16 protein-coding genes are annotated in these 15,979 nt (G+C 39.9%); 7 read left to right on the top strand and 9 right to left on the bottom strand.

From position 1 onward, the window contains the following. Positions 1-300 precede the first annotated feature (300 nt). Genes XEN7305_RS23560 through XEN7305_RS23550 form a run of 3 tightly spaced genes read right to left on the bottom strand, consistent with a single transcriptional unit; the run spans position 301 to position 2,442 of the window. Positions 301-1,380 carry a saccharopine dehydrogenase family protein gene (locus XEN7305_RS23560; RefSeq protein WP_006512048.1) on the bottom strand — a complete coding sequence of 360 codons (1,080 nt, stop codon included), beginning with the start codon at positions 1,378-1,380 and terminating at the stop codon, positions 301-303. A gap of 15 nt (positions 1,381-1,395) precedes the next feature. After that, positions 1,396-2,094 carry an Rpn family recombination-promoting nuclease/putative transposase gene (locus XEN7305_RS23555; protein ID WP_083889441.1) on the bottom strand — a complete coding sequence of 233 codons (699 nt, stop codon included), beginning with the start codon at positions 2,092-2,094 and terminating at the stop codon, positions 1,396-1,398. A gap of 54 nt (positions 2,095-2,148) precedes the next feature. Next, positions 2,149-2,442 (bottom strand): hypothetical protein, encoded by a 294-nt coding sequence (locus XEN7305_RS23550; RefSeq protein WP_006512046.1) that lies wholly within the window; start codon positions 2,440-2,442, stop codon positions 2,149-2,151. 188 nt (positions 2,443-2,630) lie between these two features. Between XEN7305_RS23550 and XEN7305_RS30435 the strand changes: the two genes are divergently transcribed. Continuing rightward, positions 2,631-2,786, top strand: a complete 156-nt coding sequence (locus XEN7305_RS30435) for a CopG family transcriptional regulator (protein ID WP_006512045.1) — start codon at positions 2,631-2,633, stop codon at positions 2,784-2,786. Here the strand turns inward: XEN7305_RS30435 and XEN7305_RS29235 are convergent. Beyond that, complete coding sequence (locus tag XEN7305_RS29235) at positions 2,751-2,912, bottom strand: hypothetical protein (RefSeq protein WP_162140495.1); 162 nt, start codon at positions 2,910-2,912, stop codon at positions 2,751-2,753. The two genes, XEN7305_RS30435 and XEN7305_RS29235, sit on opposite strands and share 36 nt — an antisense overlap. A gap of 170 nt (positions 2,913-3,082) precedes the next feature. Here XEN7305_RS29235 and XEN7305_RS23540 point away from each other — a divergent pair, with 170 nt between their 5' ends. Beyond that, positions 3,083-3,343, top strand: coding sequence for a hypothetical protein (locus XEN7305_RS23540; RefSeq protein WP_238569034.1), 261 nt, complete (start codon positions 3,083-3,085; stop codon positions 3,341-3,343). A gap of 142 nt (positions 3,344-3,485) precedes the next feature. Here XEN7305_RS23540 and XEN7305_RS23535 read toward each other — a convergent pair whose 3' ends face one another. Then, entirely contained in the window at positions 3,486-5,177 is a 1,692-nt protein-coding gene (locus XEN7305_RS23535) for a transglutaminase domain-containing protein (protein WP_006512044.1), read from the bottom strand. A gap of 1,069 nt (positions 5,178-6,246) precedes the next feature. On the opposite strand from XEN7305_RS23535, the gene apcD reads away from it, so the two are divergent. The 5 genes from apcD (at position 6,247) to XEN7305_RS27065 (ending at position 10,946) form a co-directional block, all read left to right on the top strand. Further along, positions 6,247-6,720, top strand: a complete 474-nt coding sequence (gene apcD, locus XEN7305_RS23530) for an allophycocyanin subunit alpha-B (protein WP_006512043.1) — start codon at positions 6,247-6,249, stop codon at positions 6,718-6,720. Between the two features lie 74 nt (positions 6,721-6,794). Continuing rightward, positions 6,795-7,280, top strand: a complete 486-nt coding sequence (locus tag XEN7305_RS23525) for an allophycocyanin subunit beta (protein ID WP_006512042.1) — start codon at positions 6,795-6,797, stop codon at positions 7,278-7,280. Positions 7,281-7,459: 179 nt separating this feature from the next. After that, positions 7,460-8,902: a chlorophyll a/b binding light-harvesting protein gene (locus tag XEN7305_RS23520; protein ID WP_006512041.1), complete on the top strand. Its 1,443-nt coding sequence runs from the start codon at positions 7,460-7,462 to the stop codon at positions 8,900-8,902. A 244-nt stretch (positions 8,903-9,146) separates the two neighbouring features. Beyond that, positions 9,147-9,854: a response regulator transcription factor gene (locus XEN7305_RS23515; RefSeq protein WP_006512040.1), complete on the top strand. Its 708-nt coding sequence runs from the start codon at positions 9,147-9,149 to the stop codon at positions 9,852-9,854. 144 nt (positions 9,855-9,998) lie between these two features. Next, positions 9,999-10,946: a DUF928 domain-containing protein gene (locus tag XEN7305_RS27065; protein WP_006512039.1), complete on the top strand. Its 948-nt coding sequence runs from the start codon at positions 9,999-10,001 to the stop codon at positions 10,944-10,946. On the opposite strand, the gene lysS is transcribed toward XEN7305_RS27065, so the two are convergent. The 4 genes from lysS to XEN7305_RS23490 all read right to left on the bottom strand — a co-directional run bounded on the left by lysS (position 10,929) and on the right by XEN7305_RS23490 (position 15,868). Continuing rightward, positions 10,929-12,659 (bottom strand): lysine--tRNA ligase, encoded by a 1,731-nt coding sequence (gene lysS, locus XEN7305_RS23505; protein ID WP_006512038.1) that lies wholly within the window; start codon positions 12,657-12,659, stop codon positions 10,929-10,931. The two genes, XEN7305_RS27065 and lysS, sit on opposite strands and share 18 nt — an antisense overlap. A 158-nt stretch (positions 12,660-12,817) precedes the next feature. Further along, the gene (locus tag XEN7305_RS23500; protein ID WP_006512037.1) at positions 12,818-13,222 is read right to left on the bottom strand and encodes a DUF4332 domain-containing protein; all 405 of its coding nucleotides are present in this window, start codon (positions 13,220-13,222) and stop codon (positions 12,818-12,820) included. 3 nt (positions 13,223-13,225) lie between these two features. Further along, positions 13,226-14,278 (bottom strand): PstS family phosphate ABC transporter substrate-binding protein, encoded by a 1,053-nt coding sequence (locus tag XEN7305_RS23495; protein WP_158500442.1) that lies wholly within the window; start codon positions 14,276-14,278, stop codon positions 13,226-13,228. Positions 14,279-14,347: 69 nt separating this feature from the next. Further along, positions 14,348-15,868 (bottom strand): cyclic nucleotide-binding domain-containing protein, encoded by a 1,521-nt coding sequence (locus XEN7305_RS23490; RefSeq protein WP_006512035.1) that lies wholly within the window; start codon positions 15,866-15,868, stop codon positions 14,348-14,350. Positions 15,869-15,979: the final 111 nt, after the last annotated feature.

Genomic DNA, 15,979 nt, shown 5'->3' with positions numbered 1-15,979 from the left:
GATTAGAATCACTCACTTTTAACGGGGCTTCGCCCTTGAAGGCAGAGGGCAGATGGCAGAGGGCAGAGGGCAGCGGTGAGACCCCGCGCCGCCGTCAGGCGCAAGGGAACGCTCACCAAGAGAGAGGGCAGAAGGATAAAACTACTTCTAATTTATTCGTTTAGGTTGAATTCCTCCACTTCTTTAAGTGGAACAGGGCATAGTGGGAGAATTAGACTCACCACTATGCCAGTTACCTTCTGCCTTCTGCCTTCTGCCTTCATTCTTCTGCCTTCGTTTTAATTATTATTACTTAAATGTTTAATGTTCAAGGATTTCTATGTTTCTCTTTTTCATTCCTGCTAAAAATAATTCTGTTGGCAAGGCTCGCTCAACAGGATAAATGCCAGGCTTACTTAAATTTCCTTCTAAGATTAGTTGTGCAATAGTTCCTGTTCCTGCTCCAGCTGCGATCGCGGTATCCTCATGAACCATTGTTGAACAATATCTGGTTTCTTTGCCGGCGATGGTTCCGGTTATTTCTGCCCGCATCGCGATGCCAACGCCGCTGAATTTATCTGTCACAGTTGTCATCCAATAACTAACTTGTGACAGAAATTCGATGCCGAAGTTACTTTTCATTAAAGCTCTCGGAAAAATATTAGCAGTGATCCAAGTAAGATGATTGTAAAGATCGGGAACAGAGCCAAATTTAGTGATTACGCTTTCCACATCAAAAGACTCGGCAAAAGTATAGGTTTCAGCCACATCAAACCAGTAGACTCCCGTTTTGCCATAGGGTTCAGGAAAGTCAACAATTTCTCTTTCGCTATAGGGTTTTTTTGCTTGCCATTGTCCATCCAACCAAACATCAAAGCTGGAGGTTAACCCCAGAAAAGTAGTTCTCATCACGGTCACCCCCGCACCGCCAGAACCTGCAACTACATAATTTAACTTAATTTTTTGCGGCTGCTCAAACTGCTCAATACCTTGCTTGACCATGCTATTGGAAATGCCAGGAAAAACTCCCGTGTTTAAGATGGCTGTGATTCCTGATGCTTTTGCCTTCTCTTGCCAAGGAATGACTTTTTTATAGAGGGAACGATGATCACTAACGTCTAGATAATCTACTCCTAATTCGATACAAGTTGCTAAAACTTTGCCTTCTCTATAGTGGAAGGGGCCTGCACAATGGACTACTAAATCTACAGAGGATATGGCTTTTTTTAATGCTTCTGTATCTGCTAAATCTAAAGCGAGAAATTTTAAGGGAGAAGCCACCACAGTTTGCGGCTTTCTGCTGGTAACAATTACCTTACTATTAGTATGAGTCAGAATATCTTGAGCAACACAACCACCAATTCTGCCACAACCGCCGATTACTAATACTTTCTTTTCCACTTAAGTAGCCGCAATCTATTTAATACTTTCTCGAACTAACTTTTCTGAAATCTCTAATCTTTGGGCAATTTGTTCAATAGTTAATCCCAATCCTTGTAATAGAGGAATCATCGCTAGTTTTTGTCGTAACATTCCTTCTTCAATTCCTTCTCGTTTCCCTTTTTGAATTCCTTCTGCCTTAGCATCTTGATAAACTCTAGTTTCTTTGATTTCTTGTAGATTTAACATGTTTTCTATCTCCTCATAACTTAATTTTGGAAATTTATAAATAATGATTGTTTCAATTAATTCTCGTAATTGTTTTTGATTGACATTATTTTTAACTTCTTGTTTCGTTCTTTCTATTAAATTTCTGGCTAATTCTCCTGCTTTGTCTTCTGTTTCTACTACTAATTTTAGTATACCGATTCCAATATCGAATTGCTCTTGTTGTGAGATCTCGTCGAGATATATTCTCTGTAGTCTAAGTTGAGCTATTTCTTGGTATCTAGTCGGAATAGCTACATCATTGCTTTTGCGATCGAAGATAACAATGGCAAACCATTCGGGATTTATTGGTTTATATTGACTGAAGAAAAGAAAGATACTGGGAAACAAACGGTCATAAAAGTCTGTTTCTTGATAAAACTGTACTTCTACGAAGTAAAGTGGTAAATCGCTATATTCTTCTCTTGTTGTGAATAAACCATCTAGACGAAAGGAACGTTGCTTAATTTTAAATCTACAGCAATCAGTTTTTCTGAAGGAAAGATTTCGCTCAAGATAAATTCATCTTTTTTGTTCTAGTTGAGAAATCTTTTCTATTTCTGGTTCTTCGCTGAAGGGAATTTCTCGTTCATTGAGTTCTATTGGCGGTGATTCTAGAGGAAAAATCTCTGCGGCATTAGCTGCGACGTAACCACCAAGCTCAAGTTGTACTGTCCATTTTTGCGGATAAGTTCTCTCTAATGGTCTGATTAATTTACCTGCATAACGGCGATCGCCATATAGGTAAACTTTTTGTCCTGGGTTGAGTCTTTGTAATTCAGGTTGTTCATGAAGAACATTTTGTTTTATATTCATGTTGATCGCGGTTTTCCGCGATTATTGGGTAAGAGCGATCGCGTTGATTGGAAGTCTGGCGATCGTTCTTATTTTATTGGTAGCTTATCACACTAAGTAAGCATAGAAACACACTGAATGTGAATTTTGACAACTGAGACTCTATTTAGGAGACACTATATAGAGAAGTATTGGTTTATATCTCTGCAATGTCAGCTAAACAAGATAAAATGATCCGAATTAATATTACGATTCCAGAAAAATTACTGGAAGAATTTAAGCAGTATTGTGAAGCAGAGTGTAGACCTGTAAGTGCACAAATACAATATCTAATCAAGCAAGCTTTGAAACAGCAAAAACAATAATGATTGGATTCTCTCTAATGGCCTGATTAATATTCCTGCATAACGGCGATCGCCATAGAGGTAAACTTTTTGTCCTGGTTGGAGTGCAGTCTCTTTGGGAGAATTTGATGTTATATTGGATAGCATATTTCCTATTCCATTAGGTGATTACAGGCGAGCGCAAAGATTCCGCCAAGAATTCTCAGTGGCGATCGCCCTTAAAAGTTAAGACACTAAATATTATACGCATGTATAGTGAGAAAAAGGTAGTGGCTAACTTTACTTAATAAAATGTATTTGTAACAGAGTTAAAAAAGTTGGAATCGAAAAGCAAAGCCAAAATTAAATCGCAAAAACATGATGGCAGAGGAAGACACCCTAACTCTTTAGACAATCTTACTTACAATGGTGGCAGACCTACGCAGTATGACAGTAGTAAGAAAACTAGATCTGTTACGGTGACAGAAGAAGGCTGGGTCGGTTTCTCTCAGTTGGCAAAGCAACATGGATGTTCTAGTAGATCGGAGTTGGTTGAAAAGTTGGGACGGGGAATCATTAAACTAGAGCTTTCTGTTTAATTCTAAAGATTCCAACGCGCTACCCAACCTACGAGATATGCGATCGTGCTAATTGTCTGTCACTACAGACCACACGAACACCGTAGTCTGTAAGCGGACTGTTAGGATTGGAATTGAGGCGATAAGCAGAACGGCTTTTTGTTTACTCTGGTTTCAACTCATCAAGAATCACAAAACGCACATGATTAACCGCCAATTCTCCCAGGGCGGCAGTTTCTTTATCAACAGGTTTTCCTTCACTGACTAATCTCTCAAAAGTGACACCCTTGCCCATCTCTGCATGGTACCAAGATAAACCCATAAAAAATCTTGTGGGATAGGGGCCGCCTTCAAAAATATCATCAGGATTAGACTCCATGGGTAACCAACCAATTCCAGGTAGATAAAACTCCATCCAAACATGATTAAAGTCAGGAGCAAGCGGCACTCCGCGTTGATGGGAGTCATGGGGGCATTTATAGCGTCCTACGGTGCGACAGGGAATTTTATTCAGACGGCATAATGCGAGTAAGAGTCCTAAATATTCACCACAGGAGCCAACTCCCCGTTTAATCACAATATCGGGAGTATCAATATGGGGTTTAATGCCGTAGCTGAGTTTATCGTAGACATAGTTGCGAATGCTGTAGATTTTTCTGAGGATGTTGGTTTCTCTGGCGATCGCATCTCGGGCAGCTTGCTGAATAATCTCTGTATTCATTGCCAAGTTATCATTATCAATCAGATATTGTTCCGGGAAATCAGCGCTTATTTCGGGAAGCTTCTCACAATGTTCAGGGTTGAGCTGATATTTGATACTCCAAACCTCGACAATCGCCTTCCAGCCAAAAATGTAACGTTCGGTTGATTTGAAATGATCGAACTTAAACACAGCGATTCTTTGCCCATTTTCAATTTCTTCAGTAAAAGGCAAGCCAATTGCTGTTACTTCCTTAATTTTCTGGCGATCGGTTTCTGCTGGCAGCGCAATGCGCCATTCAAGATCTTTGAGTTCAACCGGATCAAGAGGGGCAATTTCTTCAGCATAGGACATTTCTACTAGATAGCCATTGGAGAGGGCGAAGTTTTTATCTCGATAATATTTGAAATAAAGAGGATGAATAAAAGTGCGATCGCGATATTGCAATTCATGATTGGGATTAGCATTAGGATTATCCCGAATATATACTTCTTGATCGGCGTAGGAAACATAGAGGGTTTCTTGGTTAGTTTCACGATCAAGATGAAAAGTCAAACCTGTGGGATATTCGAAGGGGGTTAAGACATTAAAAATCACTTCTCCCGTCGCTCTATCCAGACAATAGACAGTTTGTTCTAGAGTATCTGTGAGCCAAATGGTTTCTTCCTGGACTGCAATATTCTCAATCCCAATTCCTGGAGCGTAAAAATGAGTAATTTTATCTTTGGTCTTGCGATTATAAATTAAAATTTCCCCTGTTTTCTGACAAGTAATATAAACAGTGGAATTCCAAACTGCAATGCCATCAGCAGGATAGGCTAGACGTGTAAATAGTTGCGGTGTGAAACTGCCATCTTCTAGAGAGCAATAATAAACATTCTCGTTATTGGTAAACCAGAGCGTATTGTCCGCGACCATGCCAGTGTCAGCAGAGCTGACCGCAATTCCTGTCACTCCAATAAAATCTCCCGTATTGTGGGAGTTTAAGATCACACTGTTGTGCGTAATCGGATCGATTTCTAGTAAATAACCATTGCGAGAATCTATCGCCCAAAGTTTATCCTCATAGGTCGCGATACCATAAATGGCGCTAGCAGCAATGGGATTAATAGTTTTACTCTGCAAAGCAAAAGATTTATTCGAGCTAGAAATCATGAAAAATTAATAATTGATAGTTGATAATTGATGATTAGGGATTATATCACCTGGGTTTTTGAACCATCGAGAATCGTCTTAATCCCCTTCGGTAACTAATAACCAGTAACTAGACTAGTCTGTCCCATTTTACGGTAAAGCTCGTACTGAACAATCTCAATCCACAACTAAAGGTTTCAGGTATTAGATTAGACCTCTTGCATAATTAATTGAGCGTATTTCTATAAACCCCTGAGCAGAATGTACATAGCGATTTTGCATAATCGCTGAAACGACGAAAATTCGTATTTTTGCAAGAGGTCTATTTTAGGTGTTGGGTAAATGTGAAGAAGGTTTTAGGTATTGGGTGTTAGGTATTAGGTAAATCCTGAAAAAAGACAAATTCAGCAATGATAGACATAAAAATTCTTTATATCTAAAATATCCTCCGATTTAAATCAAAATATGACTCTTCTGACTTGGAAACTCAACACAAGTCTTAAATAGACTATAAACTGCTAAATCGTGCAATTTATTTTTAATGTGATCGCCTTTTTTTGTACAGGATTGCACGAAGTAATTGCTGATTGAAATTGTTAAATAGCATTTGTTCTAATTTAAGAAAATATGGAAAAATTAACTGAATTTCTATGAATTTTTGATTTTATATAGTTTGGGTTACAAGATTGCACAAAATCATTGCTGATTAAAATTGTTATGTAGAACTGATTTTATATTCGAGAAAACAAGCTAGATTTCCGTTAATTTTTGATTTTTGTGCTTTTATTTGGCCTCAAAAAAAATCATTAACTTATGTTAACTGAACCTTAAGTCATGATAGTCTGAGATTGGAAATACTTAAATAATAAATGCCCATCTAAAAAAGAGAATATCAAGGATAGAACATTATCTATGGTTTAATATTTCCTACAAAGAATATTCAATATTTTCCATATCAAAGATAATGTAATTCTTCTGTTCTTTGGCAGATGAAAGACTGACTTTTCGCGAATTATCTATTTGGAGTCTTAACTCCAGATGGAGGTTTTGTGGAGCAAAAAATAACATCAAATTACAGGAGATTTTTGCAATGAGTATTGTGGCTAAAGTGATTGCTCAATCGGATCGTTCTGATAGGTTTCCCAGCACTGCTGAGATCACTCAACTCCAAGATTTTTTTAATAACAGTAGTGTAAGAATCAGCACCGCTCAAAAACTGTCGGAAAACCAACAGAAAATTGTTGAGGAAGGTAGCAAACAGTTTTGGGCTCAGTGTTCCAATACACCTAGTAATAAAGGCGATGCCACAAAGACAGCCCTTTGTCAACGAGATCAAGGATGGTACATTCGCCTAGTCAGCTATTGTGTTTTGGCAGGTAACTCTAAGCCGCTAGAGGATATTGGTCTAGATGGGATGCGTGATATGTATGTCTCCCTACAAGTTCCCCTCGCCAATCTAAAAATAGCCATGCGCTGCATCAAGTCAGTTGCTACGGGCTTGTTAAATTCTGAGGAAGCGGCCTTAGCTGCTCCTTATTTTGACGAGCTGATCCGTGCTTTTTAAGCTCTGTTACTTTTTAACTTCTCAGGACTTTGTCCTGGCCTAAACTGTACTCTATATTAAATTTAGCAATAGCCATGCAAGACACTATAACTTCTCTAATCAACCCTGCTGATGAAAAAGGTCAATATCTTGAGGGACAGGAACTAGACCAACTTAAGAAATATTTTCAGAGCGGTTCTTTGCGCGTTAAAGCGGCCGATCAGATCGGCTCAGCTGCTGCCAGCATTATCACTGAATCAGTGGCGAAAAGTCTGTTGTACGGAGATATCACCCTCCCTGGCGGCAATATGTACCCCACAAGACGCTATGCAGCTTGTCTAAGAGATTTAACCTACTTTTTGCGTTATGCAGTTTATGCCATGCTGGCCGACGATCCTTCCATCTTGGATGAGCGAGTGCTTAATGGCTTAAAAGATACTTATTTATCACTTGGCGTTCCCATTGAACCCACTATTCAAGCAGTGCAAGCTATGAAGGAAGTCGTAACTCAAAGAGTTGGTGCTGAAGCTGGGCAAGAAATGGATGTCTATTTAGACCATATCATTGCTGGTCTGGGCTAGACTCTAGAACTTTTCACCAAAGCCTATCGATATAAGTGAACAGTGAACAGTTAGCAGCCAACAGTTAATGGTTAACAGTTAGTTTCTCTCTGGCTGGTGACTGCTGATTGCTGATGACTGATTGAATTATTGAGATGGGCTTAGTTTAATAATCGCTCTTCTGTAGTCAACATATTACTATGTACGCTTCTAATAAAACCCAGGAGCAATATCCCTGGTGGTCGGGAAATGCCCGATTTATTGACTTATCTAACACGTTTATCGTGGCTCATGTTGCTCAGGCTGCCCTGATTATGTTGTGGGCTGGAGCATTCACTTTATTTGAGTTATCTGTCTATGCTCCTGATGAGCCGCTATACAGTCAAGGACTAATTTTATTGCCCCATCTAGCAACTGAAGGCTGGGGTGTCGGTTCAGGAGGAGCCATTGTTGATACTTACTCCTGGTTTGCTATTGGTGTAATTCATATTGTTGCAGCTGGGGTATTGGCAGCGGGAGCCTTGTTTCACCGTGGCCGACTGCCATCTAGCCTAGGGATGGCTTCGGGAAACGCCGCGAAATTCCATTTTGAATGGCAAGATGCTCGAAAATTAGGCTTTATCTTAGGGCATCACCTAAGCATTTTGGGCTTGGGTGCATTGTTATTCGTTATCAAGGCCCAATTCTTTGGCGGTCTTTATGATTCCAGTATAGATGAGGTACGGCTAGTCAGCTCTCCAACTCTTAATCCAGGAATTATTTGGGACTATAAAACCCATTTGTTTGATGTCAACAGCTTAGAAGATCTTGTAGGCGGACATATTTATGTCGCTGTGTTGCTAATCGCAGGCGGTGCTTGGCACATCCTGGTACCTCCTTTTAAATGGGTTGAGCGGGTCTTTGTCTTTTCCGGAGATGGCATCTTGTCCTATTCCTTGTTTGGCATTGCGATAGCGGGATTCGCCGCATCTTATTACTGTGGGTTTGATACTGTATCTTATCCAGAGAAATTTTATGGCCCAGCTTTGGAGTTGAAATCAGCATTTTTGCCCCAGTATTTTGAAGCTCAAGCAACTCTGACAAATGGTTATACTAGTCGTGTTTGGTTGGCTAATGCCCATTTTTACTTGGCATTTTTCTTTTTGCAAGGTGGCCTATGGCATTTTCAGCGGGCGATGGGCTTTGAGATTAGCAGCCTGTTCAAAAACTGGCGGCAGAATTTGACTTTCGCCGGCGAAAATCCGCAGCTAGCGTATCAGAACCCCAACGAGATACAGCCACAACCCTTTCCATTAGTACAATATGGAATTCCCGAGGCGAAGCCTCAGCCCTGGTTAAAACAAGAGCAGCCTTTTGATGACTATTGTTATCGTTTGGCTCAGGGAATTAAGCAACCTAGCTTGACGGAAATTAATGGAATTAAGAATACGCTGTATCAAACAACTTATAAAACAGAAAAATATAGCTTTTATCAGTCCCCTAAAAAACCGGATACGAAGGAAATGTTCGGATATGGTGGTAGAGCTCAGCAACTATACGAACAGCCCAAAACTTTGGCCAAGGCGTCGGTCTATGACCAACCAATTACCAATGTTTTGTACAAACCAAAACAGAATTTTTCGGTAGAAAAAACTGCTTCGTAAATAGGTAGTCAATACGCATTTTTTCCGAATGATCTGTGGAATTTCAGCTAAACCTCGTTGAGTTTGAACCCTCTTCGAGGTTTTTGTTTTACTGATTTTTATCCAGCAAAATTAAGCTTATATATAAGCTACTAACCGAAAAGTCGCATTTTATGCAAAACTAGACAAAACTTTACAAAAAGAACGTACAAAACAATTATTCCTGCTAGTTTACTTATTAAGTCTTCTCTAGGTTAACCAAAAGATGAAAAAGATTTTAATTGTCGATGACGATGAAAGCTTACGCTCGTTGCTGAAGCATAGTCTGGAGCAGAAGGGGTACCAAGTAAAAATAGTGGCATCAGGAACTGAAGCTCTCAAGTCTTTTGCGGAGAACACTCCTGATTTGATTGTTTCTGATGTGTCGATGCCAGAGATGGATGGATTTGAATTTTGTCGCATTTTGCGATCGCAACCCTCAGGGCAATTAATTCCCTTTATCTTTCTTTCTGCCAGAAGTGATCTCGAAGATCGAATTCAAGGGCATTCCATTGGTGCGGATGATTATATAACTAAACCCTTTGAGATCAAAGAACTAATCGCCAAAATTGAGTCTGCGATCGAAAGAACACGTCGTATTCACGCCGAAATAGTTAATCTTATGAGTCAGGTTGCCAATTCGACGAGTAGTAACTCAGACATTGCAGACCAGGCCAAATCAGTAAGTCAAAACCAAGCAGATGCGATCGCAACGCCAGAACCGCTACCGTTAACACCAGCAGAAGAGAGGGTTTTCTGGGAAGTAATTCAAGGTTTTACCAATAAGCAAATAAGCGATCGCCTATTTATTAGCCCTCGAACTGTACAAACCCATCTCAGTAGCATTTTAAATAAACTGGACCTGGAAAATCGCACTCAACTAGTTCGGTTTGCTTTTAAAAAGGGTTATGAAAAAGTCAACTCAAATCATTAGGTATGATTTAGTACTTTAATAAGGTACAAAATGTATTATGGAATATTGATTTTTAAGATTATATTACGGTTGAATTGTTACGATTATGATATAAGTACTACTAATAAAGCAATTATGCCTAATAAATAGTTGAGTTAGAGAATTGTGAATCAAGAAAAGACCATCGGTTTGAGGCGTTCCTTCTGTCTAAATAGTTCTTTAGTAATAGCAACGTTGATCTTAGGAGCTCCTAGCTCATTGGCTGAGGGCGTCCCTCATGTCTCGGAAGAACATGGTGTTTTGGGCGAGGTATCTTTGACGACCCATAATCACTTTCATCCTCAGAAAAATACGGCCACCGAAACAGAAGAAGAACCACTAGATTTCTCCGATACGGGTCGCTCTGGTCAGCAGACAGCAGGGGATAATCGTCCTCGTCAACCATGCTCCGATGTAGCTCTGCCGTTGACAGCTTTAGTTCCTAGCTCCAACTATGGTAGAACCATCGCAACTCATCCTCAACTTTGGTTTTACGTTCCTTACGGGACACAAGATATTAGTAAAATTGAATTTGTCATTCAAGATGCTGAGCGCAACGATATTTCTCGGCAAGTTTGGCAACCGCAAACTGTTCCTGGTTACTTACGTGCTGGTCTGCCGGAGACAGAGCCGGCATTAGAAACCAATAAATCTTACCGTTGGTATCTTAAAGTTTATTGCCAAGACGATGATCGGACGGCTCCTTTATTTGTTCAAGGATGGATCGATAAAATAGCACCGAAGCAGTCTTGGGCTAGTCTGGAGTCGGGTTTGCCAAAGCAAGAGGGTTTGATTGCAACATCTACCGATTTGGAGAGACTCTCACTGGAGTCTCATGACGAGACTAATGATGTTGGTTCTCCCGTTACGGAACAAGCCTCGGCGCAAACAACCCATATATTTTATGCTCATAAGAAGCTTTGGTTTGATGCGATCGACAGTTTGCTAAATTCCTATTTAACCTCCCCCGAAAATCCACAAATAGCAGAAGATTGGGAGAAATTAATTAGGGCTAAAGGGGTAGATTTAGAACTACCTCCATTAGAAAATACTAATTTATTCATTAGTAATTAAATCACAGCTGAATTTGTCCCGAATGTGGTTATTAAAATATTTGCTGGCCGAGCTCGCTATTTTTAATTCTTCAAAAACAGATTTTGGCACATCAATATATTGATATATGCTGTCGTTTTTAAACTCGATTTTGAGTATTTGTTTTTGACTATCATAGTCAAAGGATTTAATCGCAATAGTCTGACTTTTTAGTAAGGGAAAGGCAATTACATCACGAATACTAGGAGAATCTGTTAACAACATCACAAGGCGATCGATACCAATTCCTAATCCGCCAGTCGGAGGCATGCCATATTCTAGGGCAGTCAAGAAATCCTCATCGACATCATTTGCTTCGACATCTCCCGCCGCTTTTTTTGCTGCCTGAGCTTCCAGTCTAGCTCTTTGATCAAGAGGATCGGTCAACTCAGAAAAGCTATTGGCAGTTTCTCGACCTACAATAAACAATTCAAAACGTTCTACCAATCCAGGTTTACTGCGATGAGGTTTCGCCAGAGGAGAAATTTCTAGGGGATAATCAATAATAAAGGTAGGTTGAATCAAATTTTCTTCCACTTTTTGCTCAAAAGCTTCGTTGAGCAGTTTGCCAATGGTTACGCAATCTCCTGGTACTTCAATTCCGGCCTCTTGTGCGGCGACTTTTGCCGACTCAAAATCATCAAATTGAGCAAAATCTACTCCTGTCGTCTCTTCCACAATCTCATGCATCGTTACCCTGCGCCAAGGAGGGGTTAAATCAATTTCGGTTCCTTGATAATTAACTTTGGTCTGACCCACAACTTCTTGGGCAACCGTACTAATGAGATTTTCCGTTAATGCCATCATATCCTCGTAATCGGCATAGGCTTGGTAAACTTCAATAGAGGTAAATTCAGGATTGTGACGGGTGGAAATACCTTCATTGCGAAAGATCCTTCCCAGTTCAAATACTTTTTCAAAACCGCCAACAATTAATCTTTTAAGATGTAATTCGGTGGCAATTCGCAGATATAAATCCATCTCCAAAGTATTATGATAAGTGACAAAGGGTCGAGCCTCTGCACCACCAGCTTCTCCTTGTAAAACAGGAGTTTCTATTTCCAAAAAATCTCTGGTTTCTAAATAACGACGAATGCCCGCTGTGATTTGAGCCCGATAACGGAAAGTCTGTCTAACTTGAGGATTAACAATTAAATCCACATATCTTTGACGATAACGTTTTTCTGTATCAGTTAGGCCATGCCATTTATCCGGCAAAGGGAGTAATGATTTGGTCAGGATGGCATATTCGCTCACATAAATAGAAAGTTCTCCTTTTTCTGTTCTTTTGAGAGAACCTTTGACCCCCAGAATATCTCCGGTGTCACTCAATTTCTTGAGATGATTAAAGGCTCCCACGACATCAGACATCTGCTGATTGATTTTTTTCTTCTCCAAATAGAGCTGAATTTTACCTGTTTCATCTTGCAGTTCAAAAAAGGCTAGTTTGCCAAATACTCGTCTGGCGATAATTCTTCCCGCAATGGAGACGATATCTTCGGCTGCTTCCTCTCCACTAGCCAAATCTAGATATTTTTCTTGTAATTCTTGAGCATGGTGACTTATTGCCCATTTATAAGCATAAGGATTCAATCCCAATTCCTTAATTTGTCCAATTTTTTCGATTCTAGTAGCGCGAATTTCTTCGAGGTTGGATTTGTTGGGTTGATTATCTGGGGATTGATTTCCTGCCATAGTTGTTTAATTTGAATGGATAACGCTATCTTACGTTGTAAATCAGCAAAGAGAATTATAGCTTCTGACGAAGCAACTATCTAAAGTAACTAAAGTCTATCGTTTACAGAGTAGTGAAAACAACAGAATACAATAGAAGATTATAGTTCCTTGAATCCTTAGCTTAGGAGTCGAGCTTCCCTCAGCCATTGTCGAACTACAGAAACGGAAGGGGTCAATTCTCTTTGTCGTGTATTGGCCACATACAAACGGCTGACTCTAGAATATAGTTTTTGCAAGGGAGTTTGGGCTAATTGAGCAACAGAGGCAATTCCACAATGTAAAATCACACCACAATATTGACAACCAACACTAGGAATTCGCGCTAAATCTGCCAGTGCTGACCATTTGTTTATATATTTAACTGGAACTTTTATCTGAGAAGCTAAGCTGTTTTTTGCTTGGGGAGTTGCCGCTTTACTAAGTAATATTTGAGTTGTCGTAATACCATGCATCATCAATAAATCTTGTTCTTTAAGACTTATGCCAGGTAATTTATCTATTGACCAGTTGCAAGAAAGCATATTTCAATTCTCAATTCCCATCGCTTTTAACCAATTAACTTTTGAGTTGTCTAACTCTTGTTCACTCAAAGGTAAATAACCGACTTTATCAATCTCTTGGTCAAGATGGGTTAGATAAAAGTTAATGAAAGCACTAACTTGAGGTTTTTGCGGTAGTTGATTTAAATCAGCATAGAGAAATATGTTCTGAACAAAAGGATAGTCTCCATTCTGAACTGTTTTAACATTGGCAAGATGACCTTCAACGGGAACAGCCCTTAAAGATTTAGAATTAGACTGATAATAAGGATAGCTGATATATCCGACCCCATAGCGAGTTGCACTCAAATCTTGGCTGAGAGGTTGATAAAATTTGTAAAAATTGGTATTGAGCGAATTAATAATTGGTTCTTCCTCCGACGAGAATTCGTTGGGAAACCTCTCGAATAAAAAATTGCCAGGAAGTAGCAGAAATCTTTCAATAGATTCATTGGGCCAGTTGGAATTGACATCCGACCAGTTCTCGGCCTGGAAAATTTCTCTTAACCTGGGAAAGGTGAGGTTTTTAACAAAGTTATCTTGGCGGTGTACTACAAAAACTAAAGCATCTTTTGCTATGAGAAAATCAATTGGTTGACGATTATTGGCTTGGCAGGTGGCAATTTCGCTCTCATTCATGGGCCGAGATACGGTTATGATGTCAAACTTTGCTTCTTCGCAAAAAAGTTTAATTGCCGTATTCGAGTAAATTCCGTTGGCACTCATGGTTCCCGCATAACCTTCTTTGACAAATCGCTTATAGATTAGATCATTGAGGGGATTAATATCCGAACTGCCGGAGATTTCAATATCGCCTTTAACTTCTAAGGGTTTAATAATGGGTAACTCCAGAGAATCTGGTTCTGATGTTGGTTGTTGATTTCTAAATCTGGGATCGGTGAGGCGTCGCTGGGAAGGAGGTTCGAGAAAAGTTAGATCCTGGGAAAACTGAATGGCTGGATCTTCTAGGGTTTCATTTCCTGATTGCTGAGTTCGCGATCGCGTAGTTTGGCAGCCAGAGGTTGAAAAAATAAGCAAGCAAAGAAGAAAAAGCTGAGGTCGGAAGAAAAACATAATAGATTTAATAATAGAAGTATTTAAATATAATTAGATATCTTTCTTAATGACTTTCCCAAGAAGAGAAGGCATCTTAAAATCGCCATTATCAATTGTTTGCCGTTGCGAGATCTGATCTATACCTTGAGCAAAAAACACAGATCTTTTGCGATCCTCAATAAACTTATTCATCTCTCGGGCAAAACTTGGGCTACGATCGATAAGGTTTTGAGCTGAATTATGATCGATCACTAGGACTTGAACTTCTTGCATCGCCACAGCAGACAAAGGGGAAAGTTCTCCCGGCAAGAGTGCAGTCTCGCCAAAAAAGCTACCTGCCGATATCTGAGCAATCTCTTTTTCTTCACCTCGGATATCTAGGACAAAAAGCTTCACCAAGCCTTCTTGTACAATATATAGTCCTTCATCCGGCTCTCCCACTTTAATGATTAGTTCTCCCTTGGCATAATGCTTGATAGCTACTTTCTGGGCCAGGGTTTCTAGTATGGCTGGCTCGAAAAACGCAAAATAAGGCAAAGATCTTAAATAAGTAGATATTGCTGGATTGTCGTCCTCGGGTTTCTGGGGAATCTTTGCTGGTAATCCTTCAGGAATATCAATTTTATAATTCATATTAATAGGATAGGGAATGGTAAAGCCTTCTCGCTGAGCCATGTAATAAATTCGCTTGAGCAGTTCCATTTTTCCCAGCCAAATCTTAAACCCAATCGCGCCCATAAACCATACCTCATAGGTAATAGAAGAGTCATCATAGGACTTTACGCCTACATAGGGATCGGAGATGGAGTCTGTCTCTTGAATAATTTTTTCTAAGGCGGGAATCACAAGATGAGGTGGATCATCATAGGAAAATCCCATTTCAATATAGTCCCAAGCCATTGGATCATGACGGGTGATTTTCGCATTTGCGATCGTGCCATTGGGGAGAATCTCTCTGTAGCCAAAATAATTGGTTATGGTCACTGCTCGCCAGTTGATGTCAATTACCTGGCCTTTGGAGCCATTGACTTCAATCCAATCCCCTTCTTTAAAAGGTTTGGCAAATAGCAGTAACAAACCAGAAACTAAGTTACTGATAGTACTCTGAAGTGCCAAAGCAATAACTACAGAACCTACTCCCAGGGTTTGGAAGATCCCTCCCACATCTATTTGCCAGGTATTGCCCAAAACTTGAGCTGAGAGGAGGACAATCACTGCGAGTCGGGCAGCTTGGAAAAAGATATTCGAAACTTGAAACTGAAACGTCCCGGGTAATGGCTCTTTCGGGGTTAAGATCGCATTGACTAGAGAAAGCAGGGTGAAAATCGCAGCAATCCAGAACCCAGTCTCGACAACCTTGACAGGTATCTTTGTTGTGCTTAGCTTCAAGAGCTGCGTCATTACCAGCAAAATTGCAACAGAAGGAAAAACATAACGCCAAAGTTTGTTGACGACAGGGGCAAATAAACTTCTGCGCCGCTCAAAAAATCCTTTGCTCTCGATTAATATAAGAGCCAGCCCTGGAACCCCCAGGATAACAACTATTCCCCAAATTAAGATTGATTGATCCATATAAATTAATATATTTAGCTTGAACTTTTAATTGCAAAAAACAGGATCTAAAAAAGCCCATTAAAAGCTTGTCGCATAGCGATCGCTTTGTTCCTTTATTATTAACATTGC

Source organism: Xenococcus sp. PCC 7305 (assembly GCF_000332055.1).
Lineage (GTDB): Bacteria > Cyanobacteriota > Cyanobacteriia > Cyanobacteriales > Xenococcaceae > Xenococcus.
Note: the sequence above shows the minus strand (reverse complement) of the source record. Positions and strands in the feature narration are given on the sequence as shown.

Bases quoted from the DNA above. Each gene is read 5' to 3' on its own strand.
- XEN7305_RS23550 (WP_006512046.1), bottom strand. From the start codon at position 2,442: ATGAATATAAAACAAAATGTTCTTCATGAACAACCTGAATTACAAAGA.
- XEN7305_RS30435 (WP_006512045.1), top strand. From the start codon at position 2,631: ATGTCAGCTAAACAAGATAAAATGATCCGAATTAATATTACGATTCCA.
- XEN7305_RS29235 (WP_162140495.1), bottom strand. From the start codon at position 2,912: ATGCTATCCAATATAACATCAAATTCTCCCAAAGAGACTGCACTCCAA.
- XEN7305_RS23535 (WP_006512044.1), bottom strand. From the start codon at position 5,177: ATGATTTCTAGCTCGAATAAATCTTTTGCTTTGCAGAGTAAAACTATT.
- apcD (WP_006512043.1), top strand. From the start codon at position 6,247: ATGAGTATTGTGGCTAAAGTGATTGCTCAATCGGATCGTTCTGATAGG.
- XEN7305_RS23525 (WP_006512042.1), top strand. From the start codon at position 6,795: ATGCAAGACACTATAACTTCTCTAATCAACCCTGCTGATGAAAAAGGT.
- XEN7305_RS23520 (WP_006512041.1), top strand. From the start codon at position 7,460: ATGTACGCTTCTAATAAAACCCAGGAGCAATATCCCTGGTGGTCGGGA.
- XEN7305_RS23515 (WP_006512040.1), top strand. From the start codon at position 9,147: ATGAAAAAGATTTTAATTGTCGATGACGATGAAAGCTTACGCTCGTTG.
- lysS (WP_006512038.1), bottom strand. From the start codon at position 12,659: ATGGCAGGAAATCAATCCCCAGATAATCAACCCAACAAATCCAACCTC.
- XEN7305_RS23500 (WP_006512037.1), bottom strand. From the start codon at position 13,222: ATGCTTTCTTGCAACTGGTCAATAGATAAATTACCTGGCATAAGTCTT.
- XEN7305_RS23490 (WP_006512035.1), bottom strand. From the start codon at position 15,868: ATGGATCAATCAATCTTAATTTGGGGAATAGTTGTTATCCTGGGGGTT.